This window comes from Brevibacterium marinum, assembly GCF_011927955.1.
Classification (GTDB): Bacteria; Actinomycetota; Actinomycetes; order Actinomycetales; family Brevibacteriaceae; genus Brevibacterium; species Brevibacterium marinum.
The window spans coordinates 1,995,343-2,017,286 of record NZ_JAATJN010000001.1; the positions used below are offsets into that span (position 1 = coordinate 1,995,343).

The 21,944-nt window shown below is 65.1% G+C and carries 21 protein-coding genes and 1 tRNA gene; 5 read left to right on the plus strand and 17 right to left on the minus strand.

All coding sequences use genetic code 11. The features are described 5' to 3' along the window. Nucleotides 1–71 precede the first annotated feature (71 nt). From BKA07_RS08755 to BKA07_RS08765, 3 genes are all read right to left on the minus strand, one after another. The gene (locus BKA07_RS08755) at nt 72–2,558 is read right to left on the minus strand and encodes an excinuclease ABC subunit UvrA (protein ID WP_167950567.1); all 2,487 of its coding nucleotides are present in this window, start codon (nt 2,556–2,558) and stop codon (nt 72–74) included. A gap of 63 nt (nt 2,559–2,621) precedes the next feature. After that, nucleotides 2,622–3,590: an HAAS signaling domain-containing protein gene (locus tag BKA07_RS08760; RefSeq protein ID WP_167950568.1), complete on the minus strand. Its 969-nt coding sequence runs from the start codon at nt 3,588–3,590 to the stop codon at nt 2,622–2,624. After that, nucleotides 3,587–3,934, minus strand: coding sequence for a PadR family transcriptional regulator (locus BKA07_RS08765; protein WP_167950569.1), 348 nt, complete (start codon nt 3,932–3,934; stop codon nt 3,587–3,589). Before BKA07_RS08765 ends, BKA07_RS08760 begins: the two co-directional genes overlap by 4 nt. 174 nt (nt 3,935–4,108) lie before the next feature. Here BKA07_RS08765 and BKA07_RS08770 point away from each other — a divergent pair, with 174 nt between their 5' ends. Beyond that, nucleotides 4,109–4,891, plus strand: coding sequence for an alpha/beta fold hydrolase (locus BKA07_RS08770; protein ID WP_167950570.1), 783 nt, complete (start codon nt 4,109–4,111; stop codon nt 4,889–4,891). Nucleotides 4,892–5,076: 185 nt separating this feature from the next. After that, nucleotides 5,077–5,907, plus strand: a complete 831-nt coding sequence (locus BKA07_RS08775) for a hypothetical protein (protein WP_167950571.1) — start codon at nt 5,077–5,079, stop codon at nt 5,905–5,907. 231 nt (nt 5,908–6,138) lie between these two features. On the opposite strand, the gene BKA07_RS08780 is transcribed toward BKA07_RS08775, so the two are convergent. Both BKA07_RS08780 and BKA07_RS08785 read right to left on the minus strand, forming a co-directional pair. Further along, entirely contained in the window at nt 6,139–7,518 is a 1,380-nt protein-coding gene (locus BKA07_RS08780; RefSeq protein WP_167950572.1) for an APC family permease, read from the minus strand. Nucleotides 7,519–7,532: 14 nt separating this feature from the next. After that, nucleotides 7,533–9,197 (minus strand): amidohydrolase, encoded by a 1,665-nt coding sequence (locus BKA07_RS08785; protein ID WP_167950573.1) that lies wholly within the window; start codon nt 9,195–9,197, stop codon nt 7,533–7,535. 129 nt (nt 9,198–9,326) lie between these two features. On the opposite strand from BKA07_RS08785, the gene BKA07_RS08790 reads away from it, so the two are divergent. Further along, nucleotides 9,327–9,953: a TetR/AcrR family transcriptional regulator C-terminal domain-containing protein gene (locus BKA07_RS08790; RefSeq protein WP_167950574.1), complete on the plus strand. Its 627-nt coding sequence runs from the start codon at nt 9,327–9,329 to the stop codon at nt 9,951–9,953. A 29-nt stretch (nt 9,954–9,982) separates the two neighbouring features. On the opposite strand, the gene BKA07_RS08795 is transcribed toward BKA07_RS08790, so the two are convergent. Further along, nucleotides 9,983–10,423 (minus strand): anthrone oxygenase family protein, encoded by a 441-nt coding sequence (locus BKA07_RS08795; protein ID WP_167950575.1) that lies wholly within the window; start codon nt 10,421–10,423, stop codon nt 9,983–9,985. Nucleotides 10,424–10,509: 86 nt separating this feature from the next. Between BKA07_RS08795 and BKA07_RS08800 the strand changes: the two genes are divergently transcribed. Beyond that, nucleotides 10,510–11,148, plus strand: coding sequence for a MerR family transcriptional regulator (locus tag BKA07_RS08800; RefSeq protein ID WP_245161896.1), 639 nt, complete (start codon nt 10,510–10,512; stop codon nt 11,146–11,148). 53 nt (nt 11,149–11,201) lie between these two features. Here BKA07_RS08800 and BKA07_RS08805 read toward each other — a convergent pair whose 3' ends face one another. The 4 genes from BKA07_RS08805 to BKA07_RS08820 form a co-directional block, all read right to left on the minus strand. Beyond that, a complete protein-coding gene (locus tag BKA07_RS08805; RefSeq protein WP_167950576.1) occupies nt 11,202–11,666 on the minus strand; it encodes a GNAT family N-acetyltransferase in 465 nt (154 codons plus the stop codon). Between the two features lie 219 nt (nt 11,667–11,885). Beyond that, the gene (locus BKA07_RS08810; RefSeq protein ID WP_167950577.1) at nt 11,886–12,698 is read right to left on the minus strand and encodes an ABC transporter permease; all 813 of its coding nucleotides are present in this window, start codon (nt 12,696–12,698) and stop codon (nt 11,886–11,888) included. Further along, nucleotides 12,695–13,978: an ATP-binding cassette domain-containing protein gene (locus BKA07_RS08815; RefSeq protein WP_342449019.1), complete on the minus strand. Its 1,284-nt coding sequence runs from the start codon at nt 13,976–13,978 to the stop codon at nt 12,695–12,697. Before BKA07_RS08815 ends, BKA07_RS08810 begins: the two co-directional genes overlap by 4 nt. Then, a complete protein-coding gene (locus BKA07_RS08820; RefSeq protein WP_167950578.1) occupies nt 13,968–14,423 on the minus strand; it encodes a MarR family winged helix-turn-helix transcriptional regulator in 456 nt (151 codons plus the stop codon). The genes BKA07_RS08815 and BKA07_RS08820 overlap by 11 nt, the downstream gene beginning before the upstream one ends. A gap of 45 nt (nt 14,424–14,468) precedes the next feature. Here BKA07_RS08820 and BKA07_RS08825 point away from each other — a divergent pair, with 45 nt between their 5' ends. Beyond that, a complete protein-coding gene (locus BKA07_RS08825) occupies nt 14,469–14,660 on the plus strand; it encodes a hypothetical protein (protein WP_167950579.1) in 192 nt (63 codons plus the stop codon). Nucleotides 14,661–14,738: 78 nt separating this feature from the next. On the opposite strand, the gene BKA07_RS08830 is transcribed toward BKA07_RS08825, so the two are convergent. The 7 genes from BKA07_RS08830 to BKA07_RS08860 all read right to left on the minus strand — a co-directional run bounded on the left by BKA07_RS08830 (nt 14,739) and on the right by BKA07_RS08860 (nt 21,753). After that, nucleotides 14,739–14,820: transfer RNA gene (locus BKA07_RS08830), tRNA-Leu, on the minus strand. Nucleotides 14,821–14,928: 108 nt separating this feature from the next. Then, nucleotides 14,929–15,402, minus strand: a complete 474-nt coding sequence (gene bcp / locus BKA07_RS08835) for a thioredoxin-dependent thiol peroxidase (protein WP_167950580.1) — start codon at nt 15,400–15,402, stop codon at nt 14,929–14,931. A 117-nt stretch (nt 15,403–15,519) separates the two neighbouring features. Next, nucleotides 15,520–17,262, minus strand: a complete 1,743-nt coding sequence (locus tag BKA07_RS08840; RefSeq protein WP_167950581.1) for an acetyl/propionyl/methylcrotonyl-CoA carboxylase subunit alpha — start codon at nt 17,260–17,262, stop codon at nt 15,520–15,522. Between the two features lie 3 nt (nt 17,263–17,265). Then, entirely contained in the window at nt 17,266–18,936 is a 1,671-nt protein-coding gene (locus BKA07_RS08845; RefSeq protein ID WP_167950582.1) for a 5-oxoprolinase subunit B/C family protein, read from the minus strand. Continuing rightward, nucleotides 18,933–19,730, minus strand: a complete 798-nt coding sequence (locus BKA07_RS08850) for a putative hydro-lyase (RefSeq protein ID WP_167950583.1) — start codon at nt 19,728–19,730, stop codon at nt 18,933–18,935. Before BKA07_RS08850 ends, BKA07_RS08845 begins: the two co-directional genes overlap by 4 nt. After that, the gene (locus BKA07_RS08855; protein ID WP_167950584.1) at nt 19,727–20,500 is read right to left on the minus strand and encodes a LamB/YcsF family protein; all 774 of its coding nucleotides are present in this window, start codon (nt 20,498–20,500) and stop codon (nt 19,727–19,729) included. Before BKA07_RS08855 ends, BKA07_RS08850 begins: the two co-directional genes overlap by 4 nt. A gap of 2 nt (nt 20,501–20,502) precedes the next feature. Further along, the gene (locus BKA07_RS08860; RefSeq protein ID WP_167950585.1) at nt 20,503–21,753 is read right to left on the minus strand and encodes an NRAMP family divalent metal transporter; all 1,251 of its coding nucleotides are present in this window, start codon (nt 21,751–21,753) and stop codon (nt 20,503–20,505) included. Nucleotides 21,754–21,944 lie beyond the last annotated feature (191 nt).

A 21,944-nucleotide genomic window follows, 5' to 3' on the forward strand; every position in this document is an offset into this window, starting at 1 on the left:
TCGGCCTCGCCCGGCAGTCGGCGGTCGCACCCGACACTCAGGGGCCGCACAGTCAGCCCCTCGACCGGCAGTCAGGGGCGGCCGAATCGCGCCGACAGGACCTCGGCCGTGGCCCCGACACCGGCCGCGGCAACCTCGCGCGGTCGCCCTTCGGCGACGATCCGACCACCGTCCGGACCCGGACCGGGCCCAATGTCGATCAGCCAGTCGGAGCCGGCAGCCAACTCCATGTTGTGATCGGCGATGAGGATCGTATCGCCTTCGTCGACGATCTGGCGGAAGAGCCTGCCGAGGACCCGGGCATCGCTGGGGTGAAGGCCGTTGGCCGGCTCGTCGAGAACGAACAGTGAACGCTCCCGCCGCTTCCTGGCCCGCATCACCGCGGCCAGACGCAGGCGCTGCGCCTCGCCGCCGGACAGCGTCGCCGAGGACTGCCCGAGCAGCAGACCGCCCAGACCGACCCTCTGCAGAACCTCGAAATGCGCACCCAATCCCAGGCGTTCGGCGAAGATCGACGCGGCCGCGTCGATCGACAGATCGAGCACATCCGCAATGGTCAGTCCGTCGACCGTGACCTCCAGGGTCTCGGCGGTGAATCGGCGTCCCTCGCACTCCGGGCAGGTGCCGCTGGCCGCCGGCAGATGCACGAGGTCGATCGTGATGACGCCCAAACCCTCACAGCGCGGACACCGACCGCGAACCGTATTGAAGGAGAACTGCGAGGCGGTGAATCCGCGACTGCCGGCCAGCTCGGTCTTCGCGAAGAGGCCGCGGATCTTGTCGAAGATGCCCAGATAGGTGCCGATGACCGAACGCGATGAGCGTCCGATGGTCGACTGATCGAAACTGACCACCCGAGTGAAGGCTCCAAGGCCCGTGGCGCTCGCCCCTGCCAGTTCTCCTCGCTCAGCGTCACCGGCCGCAGCCTGCGGCTCCTCGACCCCGTCGAAGGGCGAGGCGCCCGCGCCCCGGGCCAGCGCCGCCACCGAACGCAGGGCCGAGCTCTTGCCCGCCCCGGAGACTCCGGTCAGCGTCGTGAGACCGCCGACCGGAAAGGCCAGAGCGAGATCGTCGAGGTTGTTCGCCGACATCCCTGCGCACCGTGCCCAAGTCTTGAAGTCCTCCCCGGCCCGCCACGGTTGACTGGGTGCCTCGTTGCGCAGACGAACGGCGGTCGAGCTCTGCCCCTCGAGCGCCTCGGCGACCGGTCCGGAGAACATCAGCTGTCCACCCCGGGCGCCCCCGTCCGGACCGAGTTCGACAACCCAATCGCAGCGGCGCACCAGCTCCATATCGTGTTCGACGAGGATGACGGTGTTGCCCGCATCGCGCAGGGCCTCGATGTGGGTGAAGAGATGATCGGTGTCCTTCGGGTGCAGCCCCGTCGACAGTTCGTCGAAGACGTAGACCATGCCGTGCAACCCACTGTGCAGATGGGCGGCCAGGCGCAGTCGCTGCAGTTCACCGGGCGAAAGCGTGGCCGCCGATCGGTGGGGCGGAAGATATCCGACGCCGAGACGCTCGATCACCGCCGTGCGTTTGTCGAGTTCGTCGAGGAGGACCTGGGCGGCCTCATCGGTGGCCGCGGAGAATCGCTTCGATTCGCTGGGACCGTGCGCGAGGTCTGAGGCGATGGCGGTGCTGATCGTCTCGGCCAGTTCCCTGAGACTGCGGGTGGCCACCTCGGCGATATTCGATCCGCCGATCGTGACCGACAGTGCCGCAGGGTTGATGCGGCTTCCATCGCAGTCGGGGCAGAGGTCGTTGCTGAGGAACGACTCGGTGCGTTCCCGGACCGAGGCACTGCCTGTTGTGACCATCGTGTCGAGCAGATACCGGCGGGCGCTGCGGAACTTTCCCGTGTATTCGCGAGCGACATGGTCGAGCACGTCGGCCGGCCTGACGGTGACCGAAGGGGTGTCCTCTGTGGTCAGCAGCCATGAGCGAGTATCGGCGGGCAGCCGGGACCAGGGGAGGTCGACGTCGATGTCCATGGCCTCGACGAGGTGCTTGAAGTTCCTTCCCAGCCATCCGCCCGGCCAGGCGGCGATGGCTCCCTCGCGGATGGTCAGGGACCCGTCGGGCACTGCGGCCTCGAGGTCGATGTCGTGGATGCTGCCTTTCGCGGCACATGTCGGGCAGGCGCCTTCGACGGTGTTGGGCGAGAACGCCGAGGCGAGCAGGCGTCCCTGGTTCGCCGGATAGTCGCCGAAGCGGGAGAACAGCACCCGCAGCAGGTCAGAGACCTGTGACAGGGTGCCCACGCTCGAATTCTCCGGCGGCGTGGTCACGAGCTGTTTGACCGCGATTGCGGCCGGAAGTCCCGTGATCCGGTCGACCTGGGGAGTGGAGACCGCGCCGAGGAGGTGCCTGGTGAACGGTGAGACCGATTCGAGGTAGCGCCGCTGCGCCTCGGCGTAGACGGTGTCGAAGGCCAGAGACGATTTGCCGGAGCCGGAGACACCGCAGATCGCGATGAGCTGCCGATGCGGCAGAGAGACGGAGAAGCCGGACAGATTGTGCTCCCGGGCGCCGACGACGCCGATCTGTTCGCTCATGGTGTGGCCTCTTCCTCTCGTCCGGGTGCAGCGGTGAGGCCGCACCCGGACCAGAGTACGCGGTCAGCGGTTCGCTCGGTGAGCCCGCCACGTGCTGATCTGGTCCCAGACGACGATCGCCCAGATCGCGATGACGGTGATGACCTGCTGCACCTCGGCGCTCGAGGCGCTCGTCAGGTCCGGGTGCAGCACCGGCTGTGTCAGCAGTGCAAAGGTGAGGAAGACGGCCATGGCGACATCGAGGACCATGCCGGCGATGAGCAGCCCGGCGGCCGCCGAGGAGCGGACCAGCTTGATGACCTCGATGACCGCCATCAGTGCGAGGAATCCCCAGTAGCCGAGCAGCCATCCCGTTCCCAGGTCGGGATTGATGAATGTCTCGCCGTTGTTGAGATGTCCGACGTAGACCAGCGAGGTCGGGATGAGCGGGATCAGCGCCAGAAGGACGATGAAGATCAGGTTCAGGATCGCCTCGGCGCGGACCTGTGCGCCCTTGGTGTCCCTGCGACGAAGGTCATCGACGCTCCAAGTCTTCGACCGTGGTCCGGGCAGCTGCTGTGTGGTGCCCCCGTCGAGACCTCGATCGCCGAGCCCGATGAGGATCGTGATGACGGCGAATGCGATCAGCAGTGCTGTGACGGTGCTGCCGATGGTCTGCCCCAGCAGCGCGCCGAGGCGGACCTGCGGCGTCGTCGCGATGTGCACGATGACGTTGGTGAGCACGGACAGCACGGCGATGGTCGGAAGCACCCACCGCAGCGACCAGATGTATAGCGGGTAGGACGAGGGGCCGATGAGGTGCTGTGGTGAGTTCGTGTATTCCCGCGAGAGCAGGAGCGGATCGCCGAGCTCTTCGAGCACCTCCCGTTCAGCGGCCGCGCTCTGTTCTTCGGCAGGATGGTCGAACTCACCGAGGCGGTCCTCCACCATGTCATTGATCGTCGCCCTGATCTCTGCGGCGATGTCCTCGCGCGACTTCTCGGGCAGATGGCCGATCACGTTGTCGACGTAGATGTCGGTGAGCGCACTCATGGTGTGCCTTCCTTCCAGAGTTTCGTGATGCTGGAATCGAGTTCCAGCCATCGGGAGTGGAGTGCCGCGGCGACTTCGGCGCCGCTGGTGGTGACCGTGTAGTACTTGCGAGGTCGCGCCTGCTCCGTGTTCCATTCGGCCGTGAGCAGTCCCTGCTTCTCGAGTCTTCGCAGCAGAGGGTAGAGAGTGTTCGCCTCTGTCGCTATGCCCGCCTCGGTGAGGGTGGTCAGCAGCGAGTACCCGTACTGCGGACGGCGACAGGCGACGAGGCTGGCGAAGACGACCGTGCCTCGTCGCAGCTCCTGTTCGTGTGTTGTCAGTGCCTGTTCCTCATCCTCGTTCATAACTGACACAATAGTGTGTGACACACACTATTGCAATAGGCGATACATAGTGTGGCGTCAGAGGCAGATCGTCAGCGACTCGCGGCGACCATGGACTGGCGTGGAGTCTCTGTCCGTCAAAGGAGATGAGAACGGGTCTTTTCGCAGCGTTCGTCCTCGCCGTACAGTGATGTGATGACTCTTCATCATGTCCGGAGAGGGGTTGGAAGCCCCCTGCTGTTGGTGCACGGCCTCGGCGCGGGTCTGCGCTCCTGGGATCCGATCATCGACGCGCTGGCCGCGCACCGGGAGGTCATTGCGGTTGACCTGCCCGGATTCGGCCAGACGGCACCGTTGCCCGGCGAGGTGTCGATCGCCACGCTGGCCGATTCGGTCACACAATTCATCGGCGAACAGGGTCTGGACGGCGTTGCCACTGCCGGGCAGTCGCTGGGTGGACGGATCGTGCTTGAACTCGCCAGACGCGGGATCGGCGGTGACACCGTATCGCTGGACCCCGGTGGCTTCTGGAACGAGCGTGAACTGGCGGTCTTCAGCTATACGCTCCGGCCCTCGATCACCCTTGTCCGTGCCTTGCGCGGTGCCCTGCCGGCGCTTTTGGGCAATCCCGTGAGTCGGACGGCGCTGCTCGCGCAGCTGTCGGCTCGCCCGTGGGCGCTGACGCAGCAGACCGTGCTGCCCGACCTGCTCGGATTGGCCGATGCCGCAGCGACGGATGAGGCGATGGATGCGCTCACGAAGGGACCCAAACAGCAGGGAGCTGCTCCCGGGACGGTTCCCGGTCGAGTCACCGTCGGCTGGGGGCGTCGAGACCTCGTCACCGTTGCGCGGCAGGCCCGTCGGGCTGCCGCGGCGTTCCCCGACGCAACGCTGCATTGGTTCCCCAAGTGCGGGCACTTCCCGCAATGGGATGCGCCGCACGAAGCGGTGGAGCTCATCCTGTCCGGTACCGACTGACGCGTGCTCGGATCCGCTTCACCCGTAAAGGGGAGACGAGGCCATCGGCATTCTGTCTTGCTGATGCCGATGGCAAGACAGCCTCCCGGGCTGGCCGGTAGGACTCGAAGCCGATCGGGGCGGAGGTTCCAGGACCGCAACAACGGTGGCCACAGCCGAGATGCGAGGACTGGCAGACTGAGATCATGCACTCCCAGAGACACGGACCGCCGATGCCGCCTTCGCCGCGAGCAGCGGCGCAGCCGCCGCGGGCGCTCACTGCGGACAGTCGGCACCGGCGGAGTCGCAGGGGTCGGAAGGGCAAGCAGCCCCTGTCACGCCGGCTGACTTCCTCGAAGCCGCCGCGCACGCTGGGGGCTGATATCTGCCGGATACTCATCGGCGGCATGGTCGCCGTCGCGGTCACCATGCTCATGATGTGGGGCTGGGCCGAGCAAGTGATCGGCGCCGGCCGACCCAGTCGTCCGCTCGACGCCGAAGGCACCGGAATATATGGGACACTCGCGATCGCGTTCGTCGCTCTGCTCTTTCCTCTGCTCCCGGCCTCCCCGCGTCGCGTCGACTTCGGATACCGGCACCGGGGCCTGCTGCCACTGTTTCTCCTCGGGTCGATGCTCGTGGCTGGGCTCATGGCGCTGTCGACTCTCCTGTGGCCGATCCTCCTCGGGCCACTCGCACCCACGAAGCTGTATTTCGCGTGGGGTACGAGCGCGCTCATGGTGACCATCGCATTCTTTCTGTCGTGGACGCTGTCACTGCTGTGCATCAACTTCATCTATCCGCTCATACGGTGGAGCGAGTCGAAATGGAACAATCGCCTCACCGGTGGTCTCCTCGCGTTGGTCGTGGTGACGCTCATGCTTCTGACACTTCCGCTGCTGGACATGCCGGTCGCCCAGGCGCCGCTGGCCCTGCTCATCCTGATAGTGGGATGGGCGGTGTTCGTCGGCCTCACGGCCCTGATCGTCGGGCTTGGTCAGGCGACGCGGAAATCTCCAGCAGGAACGCCGTGCTGATCGGAGGCGTGATGGGCGTCGATCGTGCTGCCCAAACCACACGCACGGGGATTGTCGTCTTGGAAGATTCGGGGGAGCGATGAGTCCTCAGGAGCGTCGAAGTCGGTGCCATTCCTGCTTGGAAGGGCCGTAGGACAGTCGGCCGAAGATGAGCACGCTTTCGCCGATCAGGCCGTCGTGGATGGTGAAGACCTCGGCTGCGCACGCAGGTGAAGCCGTGTTTCGGTGACCTCACTCCGCCAGGTCGAGCATCGGGGTCGGCCGACGGAACCCGCGGGTGACGACAGCGAGGTATCCGATGCCGAGGACCAACCAGATCGCACCGATGAGCAGCGTTCGCGGTGACAGGCTCGTCCACAGCCACAGCGTGAGGCAGAAGCCGATGCCGGGCAGCACGATGAAGCTCAGCACAGCGCGCGCCCCGCGTCGCTTCCCATCGATGATGAAGTGCTTGATGACGGAGAGGTTGACCGCCGAGAACGCGATGAGAGCGCCGAAGCTGACCATCTCGGAGATGAAGCCGAGGTCGACGGCGATGGCGAGCAGCGACACCACCCCGACCGAGAGTGTCGCCAGAATCGGCGTGTGGAATCGCGGTGAGAGGCGTCCGAAGAAGCGCGTCGGCAGAACACCGTCGCGGCCCATCGCGAAGAGGATGCGCGAGACCGAGGCCTGAGAGGTCAGCGCCGAACCGCAGGCGCCGGCGACATACGCGGCGGTGAAGAAGATCGTGAGGAACTCACCGCCCGCGGCAGCCATGACATCGAGGGCGCCCGAGTCGACGTCGCCGAAGTCGTTCGAGGGATAGACGAGTTGAGCGAGGAACGAGAGCACGATGTAGATGAGTCCGCCCGTGATGGTGGCGATGACGATCGCGCGAGGTACGGTGCGCTTGGCGTCCTTGGCCTCCTCGGACAGGGTCGAGACCGCGTCGAAACCGAGGAACGACAGGCACAGGATCGCCGCACCCGCCATGACGTTGCCGAAGCCGGGTGCACTCCCGTCCCCGGTGAACGGTGCCGCAAGATCAACCGTCCCGGTGCCGGACATCGACGCGATTCCCAAGCAGGCGAAGGTGATGATGAAGATCGCCTGGGCGGCGATGATGACGATATTGGCCCGTGCCACGGAGACGATGCCGATGACGTTGAGGAAGGTGACGAGAGCGATCGCCGTGAGCACGAACACCCAGGCCGGGATCATCGGGAACGCGGCGGACAGGTAGATGCCGATGACGAGGTAGTTGATCATCGGCAGGAACAGGTAGTCCAGCAGCAGCGCCCAACCGGCGACGAAGCCGATGCCGGCGCCGAAGCTCTTCTGCGTGTAGGTATAGGCGGATCCGGCGAAGGGCAGCTCGTGGGCCATCTTTGCGTACGACCTGGCGGTGAAGACCATCGCGAGAAGGGTGATGACGTAGGCCAGCGGCACCCGGCCGCCGCTGACCTGGGTGACGATGCCGTAGGTCGTGAAGACCGTGAGCGGCACCATGTAGACGAGGCCGAAGAACACCAGAGACGGGACCCCGAGGGCCCGGCGCAGCTGTCCTTCGCCGCCACCGTGAGGCTTCTGGCCGCCCTCAGGTGCTGTGGTCTCGTGTGAGTGGGACATGACCGTCCTTTCGCTCAGATCGATGAATGCACGGCAGTGCCGCCGAGGTAGGTGGTGCGAACAGCTGTCACCGCGAGTTCCCGCGGTGTCAGTTCCCGAGGGTCGCGGTCGAATCTGATGAGGTCGGCACTCGCCCCGGGGCGGATCTCGCCCCAGACCGCGGATGAGTCATCGGCAAAGGCCTGGTGTGCCACCGCAGTCGAATACGCGTCGAGGGCGCGGTCGATGTCGACGATCTCCTCCGGTGTCCACCCGTCGGCCGGTTCACCCTCATCGTTCTGTCGGCTCGTGCCGATCGCCAGACCTTCGACGGGCGTGCCCGAGGTGCACGGCCAGTCCGACCCGAAGGCCAGTCGTCCGCCATCGTCGAGGATGCTGCGCATCCGGTACTGCTCCCGCGCCCGATCCTCGCCGAGGCGGGGGACCGTGAGCACGGTCATGAGGTCATCGAGCTGTGCCCACAGAGGCTGCATGTTCGCGATGATCCCGAGCTCGGCGAAGCGAGCAAGGTCCTCGGAAGCGACGAGCTGCGCATGGGCGATCACCGGTCGCCGATCGCGGGGCCCGTTTGTCGTGATGGCCGATTCGACGGCGTCGAGGGCCTGCCGGACGGCGGCATCGCCGATGGCATGGATGTGGACCTGGAAGCCTGCGGCGTCAACGGCTCGGACCGCCTCGGCGAGGGTCTCGCCTTCCCAGACCCGCAGCCCGTGGTTGTGCAGGGACGAGCAGTACGGTTCGAGCAGCGACCCGGTTTCGTTCTCGACGACACCGTCGGCGAAGAACTTCACGGTCTTCGCGCTCAGCAGCGGATCGGCGAGTTCCTCCACGCGCCTTCTGGCCTCGACCATGGACGGCAGCTGCTCGGTGAAGCGGCGCGGGTCGGCGTAGAGGGCGAGATTGAACCGAAGTCTGAGCCGTCCCTGGGTCGAGGCCGCAATGTAGGTCTCGACATCGGCCGGTTCGACCCACGCGTCCTGGACCCAGGTCACCCCGCGCTCGAGATAATAGTCCGCCGCGCGTTCCAAGGCGCGCAGTCGCATGGCTTCGTCCAGCGGCGGGCGCACGGCGTCGACGAGATCGACCGCTCCCCATTCCCGCAGTGTCCCCAAGGGCGAACCGTCACCTCGGCGGGGGATCTCACCCAGCTCCGGCTGGGGTGTCCCCGCAGTGATCCCGGCGAGTTCGAGGGCCCGGGAATTGCACCACACCGTGTGATAATCCCAGGCACGCAGGACGACCGGACGATCCGACACGGCTTCGTCGAGCCAGCGTGCATCGAAGAGCCCGCCCTCGACGAGGCTGCCGTCGTAGGAGGCGCCGGTGACCCACTCGATGTCCGGGTTGGCCTCAGCGAAGCGCTGGACCTCGGCCACGATCTCGGCGACGCTGACACAGGAGCGCACCTGCGGTCCTTCGGCCTCGAGTCCGCCGAAGATCGGGTGGGCGTGACCATCGCCGAAGGAGGGCATGAGGAAGCCGCCTTCGAGGTCGATGCTGTCGATCGGGCACTCTTTTGAGCTCGCGGGCGAGTGTTCGGATGAGGACGAGCCCAGAAGCCGGTCCACGTCGGCGGCGCCGACTGCGACGATCACGCCTTCGCGGACCAGCAGCGAGTCGGCGGGCTCATTCGAAGCCCCGAGCCAGATGGCGCCGTTGTGGAAATGCGTCAAAGCCAATTCGGTCCGTCCCCCGCTTCGCTGCGTGTAATCTCTGACGTGCCACCGAGCACGAACAGTGTTCGTATTTGTGACTGAGAACACGATACACTCCGAGTGGAACCAGGGAAAGCAGAAAGCGGGGTCGGCATGAGACTCAACCGGGAACGGCTCGCCGATGCCGCGCTCGCCCTCGTCGACGAAGAAGGATCCGAGGCGCTGTCCATGCGTACGCTCGCAGCCCGCGTCGACCGACAGGTGTCCTCCCTGTACAACCACGTGTCCGGACGTGCCGAGCTCATCGAACTCATGCGCGCCCGCATCGTCGCCGACATCGACGTCCGTTCGTTCGCCTCGGCGCCCTCATCCGCAGGCGAGGTGGTCTGGAACGTGGCCCTCGAGTCCTGGGCCCGGTCGTACCTGCGCGCGTTCGCCGCCCATCCGAACCTCATCCGTCTGCTCGCGACGACAGCGATCGGCGACCTCTCGACCTATCAGATGTACGACGCAGTGGTCGCGGGCCTGCGCCGAGGCGGCTGGCCGGAGTCGAGGACCGTGGGTGTCATGCGCACGGTTGAGGCCCATGTCCTCGGCTCCGCCCTCGACATCATCGCCCCTGACGACCTCATCACCCGGGACTCTGCGGATGAGCGGTTCTCCGAGATCCGAGCGGCTCTCGACCCGCGATTCGCCGAGTCCTCGTCAGCTGTGGCCGCGTTCGAATTGGGACTGCGCGCCCTCATCGCTGGGCTGCGGCAGGAGCTGAGCGACCTGTGAACGATCTGGCGCTCGTGGGGTTGTGCCCCTCACGAACCGCCGATGATGCCGATCGTGACCAGAACGAATCCGACCAGCTGAAGCGTGGCGCGGACGATCTGGAAGGCATCCCAGCGCCGGCGCATCGCGATGAAGCCTTCCGGGGCGGACGCCTCCGGAATGCGGCCGGTCCGGAGATTGATCGGCACATTGCCGATGATCGTTACCGCGAGGGCGACACCGAGGCTGATCGCGGCTGCGATGAGCCATCCCGAAGGGTTGGCGATCGCAACGATGATTCCCAGGACTGCGGCTGCAGTCATCCCGATGGGCATGACCCGGCCGAAGGTGGTGAGCAGCCCCTTTTCGAAGACGAGCTGCTCCTCGACGCTCAACTTGCGGATGACTGGATGGACCATTGTGGCTGAACCGAATTCGGCGCTGCCGACGGCACCGGTGATGATGACGGTGGCAATTTCGATGATGTCCACGGCGTCTCCTCATGGATAGTTAAGGTATCTATAATGGATAGTGATAGTATCTGTTATTGTCGGGCAGAGCGCAAGAGGGGAGTGGCATGACGGAGGCAACTGTGATGCGAATGGCCGAACTGGCTCGTCGCTCGGGCGTGAGCGTGCCGACGATCAAGTACTACATGAGGCAGGGACTGCTGCAGCCAGGCCGCCGCACGAGCGTGAATCAGGCCGAGTACGACCATCGTCACCTCGACAGGCTTCGTCTCATTCGTGCGTTGACGTCAGTGGCCGGACTGCCGCTGTCGAAGGTCCGGGAGGTCGTGGACGCTGTCAGCGGCGAATCCACGGTCATCGATGCCATGGCCGTCACCCAAGATGTCCTCACTGGGACGATCACCGACGAGGGGGCGGGAACAAGCGAGATCCTCGACCGTGTGATCAGCCAACGCGGGTGGCGGTGTGCTCGCTCGTCACCGGCTTACCAAGCGGCCGCAGGCGCGGTCACGCAGCTGCACGCCGAGGAGCTGACGACGGTGCTCGATCACCTCGATGGCTACGCCGAGGCGGCAGAGATGGTGGGACGGGCCGACCTCGAGGCCATCGAGGATGCCGAAAGCTTGGAGCAGAGAATCCGCGGAGTCGTTCTGGGCAGTGTGCTGCGGCGCCCGCTGCTCGAGGCGCTGGTTCTCCTCGCCCAGCAGCATTTCGCCCAGAACGTCAGAGATTCGGGAGAAAGCTGACCGAGAACAGTTCTGGTATGGCGTTGAGGCTACCGGCGTTCAATTCTCCAAGCTCAAGCCTGTGCAGGTTCGGCATCGTAGGTGACCCAGTTCGTCTTCCTCGCCATGTTGTCGTAGAGAGCCTGGGCCCGTTCATTGTCAGCGGCGGTGATCCAGCGGACCACTGAGCACCCATCTGCTGCGGCGATCTCCTGCAGGCGTGCGATCAGTGCGCGGCCGGCGCCACGCCCGCGAACCGCAGGGTCGGTGAACAGGTCGTCGAGCCAGATGCCGACGCTGCCGGTCGATGGACGTGAGAAGTGACGATAGTCGGCGATTGCGACGATGCCGTCCTCCGCCTCGGCGACGAGTCCGGAGCACTCATGTTCGGGATCGTTCAGCCATTCCCACACACGTGAGACGATCTCCTCCGACTCCTGAAGGTGGTAAAAGTCGCGGTAGCCGCGGAAGAGCTCGCGCCAGCGAGATTCGTCAGAGACCTCGACGGGCCGGATGGAGAGACTCGAAGCAGCAGACATATTCGTGGGACCCTTCTGGCCGGAGAGCATTCAGCTGTGCCACAGGCCCCCGCCCGGTGGAACCCAATCCACGGTCAGGTGCCTGTGTCTAATATAACGCTGTCGATCTGTGAGCACATGGAACGCAGGCTCGATAGTTGCTCGTCACCAGCGGTGACCGGCTTCTGCTCGAACTCACCGGAGAGAATCAGTGAGCCGTCACGCGGAAAAGTCGATGAATTACGGTCGCCGGTTGTAGACGACGAGAGAAAGCGGAGCGAAGAGGATCACGAAGACTCCCATCCACACCAGAGTGAACATCAACGGCTCTCCAACGGGACCGCCCATCATCAATCCACGCACTGCATCCACGAGATGCCCCACTGGGTTCCATGAGGCGAAAGTCTGCATCCATCCGGGCATTGTCTCCACCGGGACGAAGATGTTGCTGGCGAAGGTGATCGGGATGATGAGTACCGCTCCAAGACCTTGCACGGCCATCGGGTCTTTGACTGCGAGGGCGAGCAGGATCAATGCCCATGACACAGCGAAAGCAAATCCAAGCGCGAGAGCGCAAGCTGCGAGTATTGACCAGATGCTGGTTTCGAATCGTACGCCAAGCAGGAGTCCGAAGCCGACCAGCGCCGTCAGGGAGACAAGCTGACGTACAATGTCACTGCCGATTGCTCCGATGAGCGGAGATACGCGCGCGATGGGCAGACTGCGGAACCGATCGAAGATGCCCTGGGAGAGGTCGGTGCTGAGCGAGACGCCGACACCCATCGTCGCGAAGAGCGTCATCATGCCTAGGATGCCCGGGAACACGTACTGCAGATATTCGCCGGTGTCACCCGAGATCGCACCGCCGAAGACGTACCCGAAGAGTACAAGGAAGATCGCAGGGCCGATGATGACATCGGCCAAGCCCGCTGGGTTCCGACGAATCTTGACCATCCCGCGCCAGGAGAGGGTCATTGATTGGGCGATTGTTTTTCCAAGCCCCACGTGCTTCCGCAACGGCACATGGCTGGCAGGGAGTGTCGCGGTGGTCATGCCGCCTCCTTCTTGTTGTCGTTCTCTGTGGTGGCGCGATGTCCGGTGAGAGTGAGAAACACGTCATCGAGGCTCGGGAGGCGCAAAGAAAGCTCGTTGACCTCAATCGATGCCTCATCGAGGCTTCGCACGATGGCGGGCATAACCTCGCCATCAGCGACAGCTGCGCTGAGCCTGCCGGTCTGAGCGTCCACAACGAGAGCGGTGCGAATGATGCTCTCGACACGTGTTGCCGCCTCTTTGAGCTGGACAGGGTCGCTCAGGCGTACGTCGAGGGTTTGGCTGCCTACGCGTCGTTTGAGGCTGTCGGGGGTGCCGCGTGCGGCGACTGTGCCGGAGTCGATGAGGACAATCTCGCTGGCGAGGTGATCGGCTTCTTCGAGGTATTGGGTGGTGAGCAGAACTGTGGAGCCTTGCGCGGCAAGTCTGCGGACCATCGCCCAGGTCTCGCCCCTACGAGCAGGATCAAGGCCAGTGGTCGGCTCGTCAAGAAAAACCACAGCGGCTTCGCCCATGATGCTCGCGGCGAGGTCGAGTCGGCGACGCATGCCGCCTGAATAGGTCTTTGCCGGTTTGGTCGCCGCGTCAGTAAGGCCTGCCTCTTCGAGAAGGCCAGACGCGCGGCTCTTTGCCTGGCTTCTGGGCATGCCAAGCAGTCGGCCGATCATGACGAGGTTCTGATAACCGCTGAGGTCTTTGTCTACTGAGGCGTACTGGCCGGTGAGCCCAATGAGTTGCCGTACCTGATGGGCTTCGCGGACAACGTCATACCCACAGACACGGGCGGTTCCTTGATCGGCTCTCGTCAGGGTCGCGAGGATATGCACGGTCGTGGTTTTGCCTGAACCGTTCGGGCCGAGTAGTCCGAGTACTGATCCGGACTCTACGGTGAGGTCGATTCCGTCGAGCGCGGTAGCGTCGCCGAATCTCTTGACGAGGCCATTGACATCGATTGCTGGGCCGTTGCTGTACTCAGCCATGCGCTTTCTCCGTTCTTCGTCGTGCGCGGCGTGCGCTTGCGCTTTCTTGTTGGTGTCGCTCTCTGCGCCTGAGCCGATGTGTTCCCGCATCGCGGTGAGGAAGTCCTTGGGGTCGTCTGTCCAGAGGTAGATGCGATCAACGATCTGCTGGCCGCCTGTGGGCGATAAACAAGGGAGAGTGATCGCTGTCGGGCGTTCGAGGGTGATTTCGATATTGGTGTGATCGGTGATTGCCATGTCGAGGCCGTCTCGAACTCGAATACGTTCTGCTTCGTCTGAGTTGCGGCGTTCATGTGCCACTCCCACTATCCGACTGTGCTGCGCTCATCAATTCAGTGAGCCGCGCAATGATCGCGTCGATGCCGTTCTCGAACTCGGCTCGACGTTCGGGAGGAATGGCATCAAGCAATTCCGCTTCAAGTGAGGCGTGTTCCTCCTGCATCCGGGTCATCATCGCTTCGCCCGCATCTGTGAGCTCAACCAGTACTGCCCGACGGTCAGATGGGTGGGGAACCCGGCGGGCGTAGCCGTGCTTTTCCAGGACGTCCACGAGACCGGAGATGTTCTTGGGTGTAACCGAAAGAGCGCTCGAGAGCACCTGTTGCGTGGACGGCCCGCTCGTCGAGAGCGTCCACAGGACGGCCACCCTCGACTCTGTAAGTGGTGTGCCTTCAAAGGCACGAGCCATGTCCTGCTGGAACAAACTGGTGATCGCAAGGAGCTTGTTGAGCAGCGAAGATTCCATATCGTTACCCTACTACATCATTTACCTTGGTAACAATAATACTTCGTGTCACGCCGGGCCGCCACCCTCGGCTCAGACGCGAAGAACGAAATGTTCCTCGGCAAGGTGCTGTCTGCCGACAGCGGTCATAAGGTGCACGTCCTGTTCGGGGCGATCCTCGATGCCGTGATCGACGATGGGGAACTGCGCTCACCCGATGTTATGAACCGCTTCGCACAGCATTTCGGGAACGTTTAGCACATATCTCAGCACATGGCACGAGAATGACCCCCAACCTGGTTATCAAAAACCCAGGTCAGAGGCCATTTTTATTCGTACGCGAGGGGGGACTTGAACCCCCACGTCCGCAGACACTGGAACCTAAATCCAGCGCGTCTACCAATTCCGCCACTCGCGCAGGGCGCTCTCAACAGTAGCAGGATCAGCCAGCGTTGCTGAAAACGCTCTGAGCACCCTGCACTGACGGACTGGGGGATCGAGCCACCGATGCTCGCACCACAGTCGATCAGGCGGCGTCGATGCCCAGCGCCTTCCGGACGCGGGCAACATGACCGGTGGCCTTGACGTTGTACTGGGCGAGTTCGACTTTGCCTTCAGCATCGACGACGACGGTCGAACGGATGACTCCCTGGACGACCTTGCCGTAGTTCTTCTTCTCTCCGAAGGCACCCCATTCTTCCATCATGGTCTTGTCCTCGTCGGAGAGCAGCTCGAAGTTCAGGCCCTCCTTCTCGATGAACTTCTTCAGCTTCTCCGGCTTGTCGGGGGAGATGCCGAGAACGACGAGTCCGGCGGCAGAGAGCGCCGAGAGCGAGTCACGGAAGTCGCAGGCTTCGGTCGTGCAGCCCGGGGTCATCGCGGCCGGGTAGAAGTAGACGACGACCCGCTGACCCCTGAAGTCGCTGAGGCTCACGGACTTGTTGTCCTGATCGACCAAGGTGAAATCCGGGGCGGTGTCGCCGACTGACATACGGGGCATTGTGTCTCCTCTGCTCAGGCTGATGCTTTTCGTCACCGACCACTCTAGCCCGAGCCGGTGACAGTTCGAGTTCGCGGTCGAGATCGGCCGGCTCCAGACCCGGACCAGCAGTCCGCCTCATCCCACGCGAGCCACGACCTCACCGACGGACAGGGTGTCGCCGACCTTGGCGACCCGGGTCAGCGTCCCGGAGGTGGAAGCCTGCACCCGGGTCTCCATCTTCATCGCCGAGAGTACGGCGATGTCGTCACCCTCGGCCACCTCGGCGCCGTCTTCGACCAGATAGTCGACGAGGTTGCCGGGCACGGGAGCCGTGACCGCACCGGATGCATTGCCGTCAGTCCCAGACGATCCGGAAACGTTGTCTCCCGACGCGTACCCACCGGCCCCAGCGGACCCAAGCGTCGCGAACAGAGAACTCGGCAGGCCGAGGGTCGTCAGCCGTCCGTCGATCTCGATCGTCATCCGCTGCATGTCGGCATCGCCAACCGGGGCCGGCCGGTCCTGAGCCTCCATACGGGGCAGCAGCTCCGACTCGATCCACTGTGTGTGGATGCCCAGCTTCTCGGCGGTGAACGCCGGGTCGGTCAGGATGTCGAGGGAGCAGGGCAGCACGGTGGCCGGGCCTTCGACCACCAGTTCCTTCGCCGCCGTCACGGTTCGGGCGATCGCCGCGGCACGATCCGGTCCGTGGACGATGAGCTTCGCGAAGAGCGAGTCGAAGGCCGGCTGCACGGTGTCACCGGCGCGGACTCCGGCATCCCAGCGCACGCCGGGCCCGCCCGGGGCATTGAGGGTGTCGATGCGGCCGGGTGTCGGCAGGAAGCCGCGGCCGGGATCTTCGGCGTTGATGCGCAGCTCGATGGCATGCCCGTTCGGCTCCGGGGTCGAATCCAGTGACAGTCCCTGGCCGAAGGCGATGCGGAACTGCTCGGCGACGAGATCGACCCCGGACACCGCCTCGGTGACAGGGTGCTCGACCTGCAGTCGGGTGTTGACCTCGAGGAACGTCATCGTGGAGTCGGCGGCGAGCAGGAACTCGACGGTTCCCGCGCCCCGGTAGTCCACCTCGGCGCAGATGGCCTCGGCCGAACGGTGGAGACGTTCGCGCTGCTCGGCGGACAACCCCGGGGCGGGAGCCTCCTCGACGAGTTTCTGATTGCGGCGCTGGGCCGAGCAGTCCCGGTCGCCGACGGCCACGACCCGGCCCTGACCGTCGCCGACGATCTGGACCTCCACGTGGCGCGGACGCTCGAGGTACTTCTCGACGAAGCACTCGGACCGACCGAATGCTTCCTCGGCCTCACGGATCGCGGACTCGAAGGCGCCGGAGACCTCGTCGAGGTCGTGGACGATCTTCATGCCGCGACCGCCGCCGCCGTGGGCGGCCTTGATGATGATCGGCAGCCCGTGCTCTGCGGCGAAGGCCTCGACCTCGTTCGCGTCCTCCAGCGGCCGGTCGATGCCCGGTGCCAAGGGAGCACCGACCTTCTGCGCCAGTTGGCGGGCGGTGACCTTGTCACCGAGCGCCGTGATGGTGTCTGCCGTGGGTCCGATCCAGTTGAGTCCCGCGTCCTCGACGGCTTTGGCGAAGTCGGCGTTCTCGGACAGGAATCCGTAGCCGGGGTGGACGGCATCGGCACCGGAGTCCTTGGCCGCTGAGATGATCGCATCGATACTGAGATAGGTCTCGGCCGCAGTCGTGCCGGGCAGCGCGAATGCTTCGTCGGCGAGCTGAGTGTGCATGGCCTCGATGTCCTGATCGGCGTAGACGGCTACAGACGTGTGCCCGTAATGGGAGCAGGCGCGGATGATGCGGACAGCGATTTCGCCGCGATTGGCGATGAGGATTCTCGACATGATTCAGCTTTCGTTCTCCGGTGAGCGGTGCGTGTGGTCGTCGCTGCCGTCGTCCGCGGCGGCAGCGTCTGGAGCAGATTCCTCCGACGTGGTGAAGCGCAGCTTCACGCCGGGCGCCAGTTGAGCGGCGAGGTCTGTGTCGTCGACGCTGGCGATGATGGGATAGCCGCCGGTCAGCGGATGGTCGGGCCCGAACAGTACGGGTTGGCCGTTCGGCGGGACCTGCAGCGCCCCGGTGACCGCGCCTTCGCTGGGCAGCTCGCCGGTGCGGGAGCGCTCGAGAGGGACTTCGCCTTCGAGCCGGAGACCGACCCTGTCGGATTCGTGCGTGACCGTCCACTCCTGGCTGAGCAGAGTCTTCACCCCCGCGACGGTGAACCAGTCCTCCCGTGGCCCCAGGGTCACCGTCATCGTCAGTGTCTCGCCCGGCAGCGGGAGGTGTCTCTCCTGTGACGCGTGCGGTCCGGGATCGACGAGGTGGGGGGCTGCTCGTCCGTCGCCGATGCCCACCGTCGTCCCGGGCTCCAACGCAGCCGGACCCAGGTGGGCGAGAGTGTCGCTCGACCGGCTCTCCAGTGCGGACTCGGCTTCGACGCCGCCGCGGAATGCCACGTAGCGGCGGATGCCGCGCTCGGCGGTCCCGAGTTCGAGTTCGTCTCCGTCCTCCAGGGCGAAGGGCTGGCCGAGGCGGGGGCGGTGGATCGTTCCGTCTGCGGAGGTCACTGTGATCGTCCCGTGTGCCCCGGTCACCGCGGCCACGCCTGTGCCCGTGATGGCCAGGAGCGTGCCGCCGCCGAAGCTTTCGAGGCCGGCCGCGGCTTCGGCATTGCCGACGATCCGGTTCGCCGATGTCAATGCGAAGCGGTCGGCGGTCCCGGCGTTCGAGACTCCCATCGAGGCGAAGCCGGGGCGCCCGAGGTCCTGGACGAGCAGCTGCAGGCCGGGCCGGAGAACCTCGACGGCGTGCGCAGCATTTGGCACTGCCGTTGAGTCTCCGTCGCCCGAAGCCGAGGTCTCCGCCGTCACGGACTCTCGCTCGGCTTCCCGGAATGTCACGATCGTTCCGGGCACGAACAGTGCCGGCGGGTCCCGCTCGAGGTCCCACAGTTGTGCGTCGGTGCGCCCGATGAGCTGCCAGCCGCCGGGGGAGGACCGGGGATAGACGCCGGTGAATTCTCCGGCCAGTGCCACGGCACCCACGGGCACACGGGTTCGCGGCGATGAGCGCCGGGGCACGTCGAAGAGCGGATCGTCACCGGCCAGGTAGCCGAAGCCGGGGGCGAACCCGGCGAACGCGACCTGCCAGGTCGCGGCCCGGTGGCGGGCGATCACCTCGGCGGGGGAGACCGAGAGCAGCTCGGCCACCTCGGCGAGGTCCTCACCGTCGTAGTGGACGTCGATCGTGACTTCACGAGCGTCGTCGGATTCGGACGCAGTGTGGGAGAGACCGCGGATCGACTTCTCAAGCACCGTCGCCGAGGTTCTGGCCGGGTCGAAGTTGATGAGCACGGTTCGTGCTGCCGGGATGAGTTCGACGATGCCCGGCAGCGCGGCCGACTCGAGGGCGTGGTGCAGGTGCATCGTCGCGCTCAGGTCGGTGCATTCGACGAGCAGGTGGCGGCGAGAGGCCGTGTGGAAGGACAGGCCGGAGTTCGCAGGGGCAGCTGAGGTCATTGGCGAAAGGTGTCTTCCGGTTCGTCGGTGATGAACATCTTTCCCGGTGAGTGGGTGATCGCGAACGGGGGAGCCGAAGCCTGGACGGCAGCCTGCGGGGTGACACCACAGGCCCAGAACACGGGGATGTCGCCGTCGGCGATGACCGGGGCATCGCCGAAGTCCGGGGAGTCGAGGTCGTCGATGCCGATCTGTGCAGGCTCGCCGATGTGGACCGGGGCGCCGTGGACGGCGGGGAAGCGGTCGGTGATGCGCACCGCCTCGGCGACTTGATGGGCGGGGATCGGACGCATCGAGACGACCAGGTCCCCACTGATCCTGCCCGCCGGGCGGCAGGCCGTCGATGTGCGATACATCGGCACATTGCGACCGGCCTCCTGGTGGCGGATCGGAATCCCGGCCTCGACGAGTCCGGATTCGAAGGTGAAGCTGCAGCCGATGAGGAAGGACACGAGGTCGGGGTGAGTCCGCCAGACCTCGGTGGCATCGGTGATCTCCTCCTGCAGAACACCGTTGTTCCACACCCGGTAGCCCGGGATGTCGGTGCGCAGATCGCTGCCCGGTGCCAGGATCGATTCGACCTGACCGGGTTCGAGGACATCGACGATCGGACATGGCTTCGGATTGCGCTGTGCGAACAGCAGCATGTCGAAGGCCCAGTCGGCGGGAACGGCGATGAGGTTCGCCTGGACCAGTCCGGGCGCCAGGCCCGAGGTGGGCTCGGCGGCACCGGCACGGATGCGCTCGCGGGCGACGGCGCCGGTCCCTGAGCGCCCAGTCCGGTCACGGTTCATCGGCTGGATCCGGCGAATGCCGCGATGTCGACATCCGAGGATTCGAGGAGCTCGCGGGCGGCGCGGGCCATGTCGATCGACCCCTGGGAGTCACCATGGAAGCAGATCGATTGGGCGTCGACGTCGACGAGGCTGCCGTCGATGGCTTCGACCTGCCCGGTCTGGACGAGTCTGAGGACGCGCGCGGCCACGGCCTCGGGGTCATGCAGCACCGCATTGGGTTCGGTGCGTGAGACCAGGGAGCCGTCGGGGTTGTAGGAGCGGTCGGCGAAGGCTTCGGCCGCCACGGTCAGGCCCGCCTCGGCGGCGACACGATTGGCCACGCTGCCGGCCAGGCCGAGGAACACGAGGCTCTCATCGACGGCCTTGACCGCATCGACGACGACCTTCGCCTGAGCCTCGTCGCGAACGATAGCGTTGTACAGGCCGCCGTGGGGCTTGACGTAGGCGACCGATCCGCCGACCGCGGCCGTCAGACCCAGCAGCGCACCGATCTGGTATTCGACCTGCGCCTGCAGGGTCGCGGCGGGCACGTCCAAGGGGCGACGGCCGAAGCCCTCGTAGTCGTCGTAGCCGGGGTGGGCGCCGATGACGACGCCGCCCTTCTTCGCAGCCTCCAGAGTCGATCGGATCCCTTCAGGACTGCCCGCGTGGAACCCGCATGAGACGTTGGCGCTGGAGACCAGGCCCAGCATGGCCGAATCGTCGCTGACGATGCGGTCGGGAACGTTTTCCCCGAGGTCCGAGTTGAGGTCGATGGTCGATGTCATTGTCATCCTCCGATTCCGATCATTGCGAAGATTGGGCCGATCGACTGAACGGCCGTGTACCACATCACCAGTGTTGCCGCGGTGCCGATGATCAGCAACCACTTGGGGTACGAGTCAGTGCGCAGCAGGCGCGGTCGGAACCACCCGATGTACATGAAGATGGTCAGGCCGATGGGCAGGATCAGGCCGTTGAATCCGCCGACGAAGACGAGCAGGGTCGCTGGAGCTGTGCCGATGCTCAGGTAGACGATGAGCGACACGGCGATGAAGGCGACCGTGGCCAGCTGCAGCGGCCACCCCTTCTCGAGGCGGGTGGAGAACGCGGAGAGGAACGTCGCCGAGGTGTAGGCCGCACCGATCACCGAGCTCAGTGCCGCGGCCCAGAAGATGGCACCGAAGATGCGCATGCCGGCGTCGCCGAGGACGGCAGCGAAGGCCTGTCCGGCTGGGTTGGCGACCTCACCGCTGAGGTCAATGGCAACCCCCGAGGCGACGACGCCGAGGATGGCCAGCAACAGGATGTAGCGCATGACGCCGGTGACGAGGATGCCCGAGAGTGCCGAGCGCATGACGGAGGGCGTGTTCTCCGGTCCGGTCTTGCCCGAGTCGAGGTAGCGGTGAGCGCCCGAGTAGGTGATGTAGCCGCCCACGCTGCCTCCGACGATGGTCGTCACGGTGGCGAAGTTGACCGTATCGGGAAGGAAGCTCTGTCGGATCGCCTCGCCGACCGGTGGCTCGGAGACGACCGCGACGATGACGGTGAGGATGATCATGCCGAGGCCGAGGACCATGACGACGGTGTCGACGACCCTGCCCGCGCGTTTGAACAGGAAGATGCCGATGGCCAGCACACCGGTGACCAGTCCGCCGAGCTTCGGGTCGACGCCGAGGAGGGCGTTGAGTCCCAGTCCGCCGCCGGCGATGTTGCCGATGTTGAAGGCGAGGCCGCCGATGACGATGAGGACGGACAGGAGGATGCCCGTCCCCGGAACTGCGCTGGAGGCCAGCTGGGCCGCGCGCTTGCCCGAGGACGTGATCATGCGCCAGACGTTGAGCTGGATGGCGATGTCGATGAGGATCGAGACGAAGATGGCGAAGGCGAAGGCCGCGCCCATCTGCGCGGTGAACGTCGCCGTCTGCGTGATGAATCCGGGGCCGATCGCCGAGGTGGCCATGAGGAAGATGGCGCCGAGGATCGCGCTGCGACTGACTTTCCCCGGTGGTTTCGTGTCTTGGTCTTGCGGCTGTGACATGGGGTCTCCAAGTTGCCTGGTATCTGGTCAGCTTCCCACCGTGATGTCGGAACAGCCACTGTGGTGGTCCGGATCACTCATCGTGAAACGTTAGACAATCTAGCATGGATTGTTCAACAAGAATAGACCTGGGTCACTTTTCGGTACACGAGCTGTTCACGTGTGTGTGAGCCATCTATTGCGCCGATCAC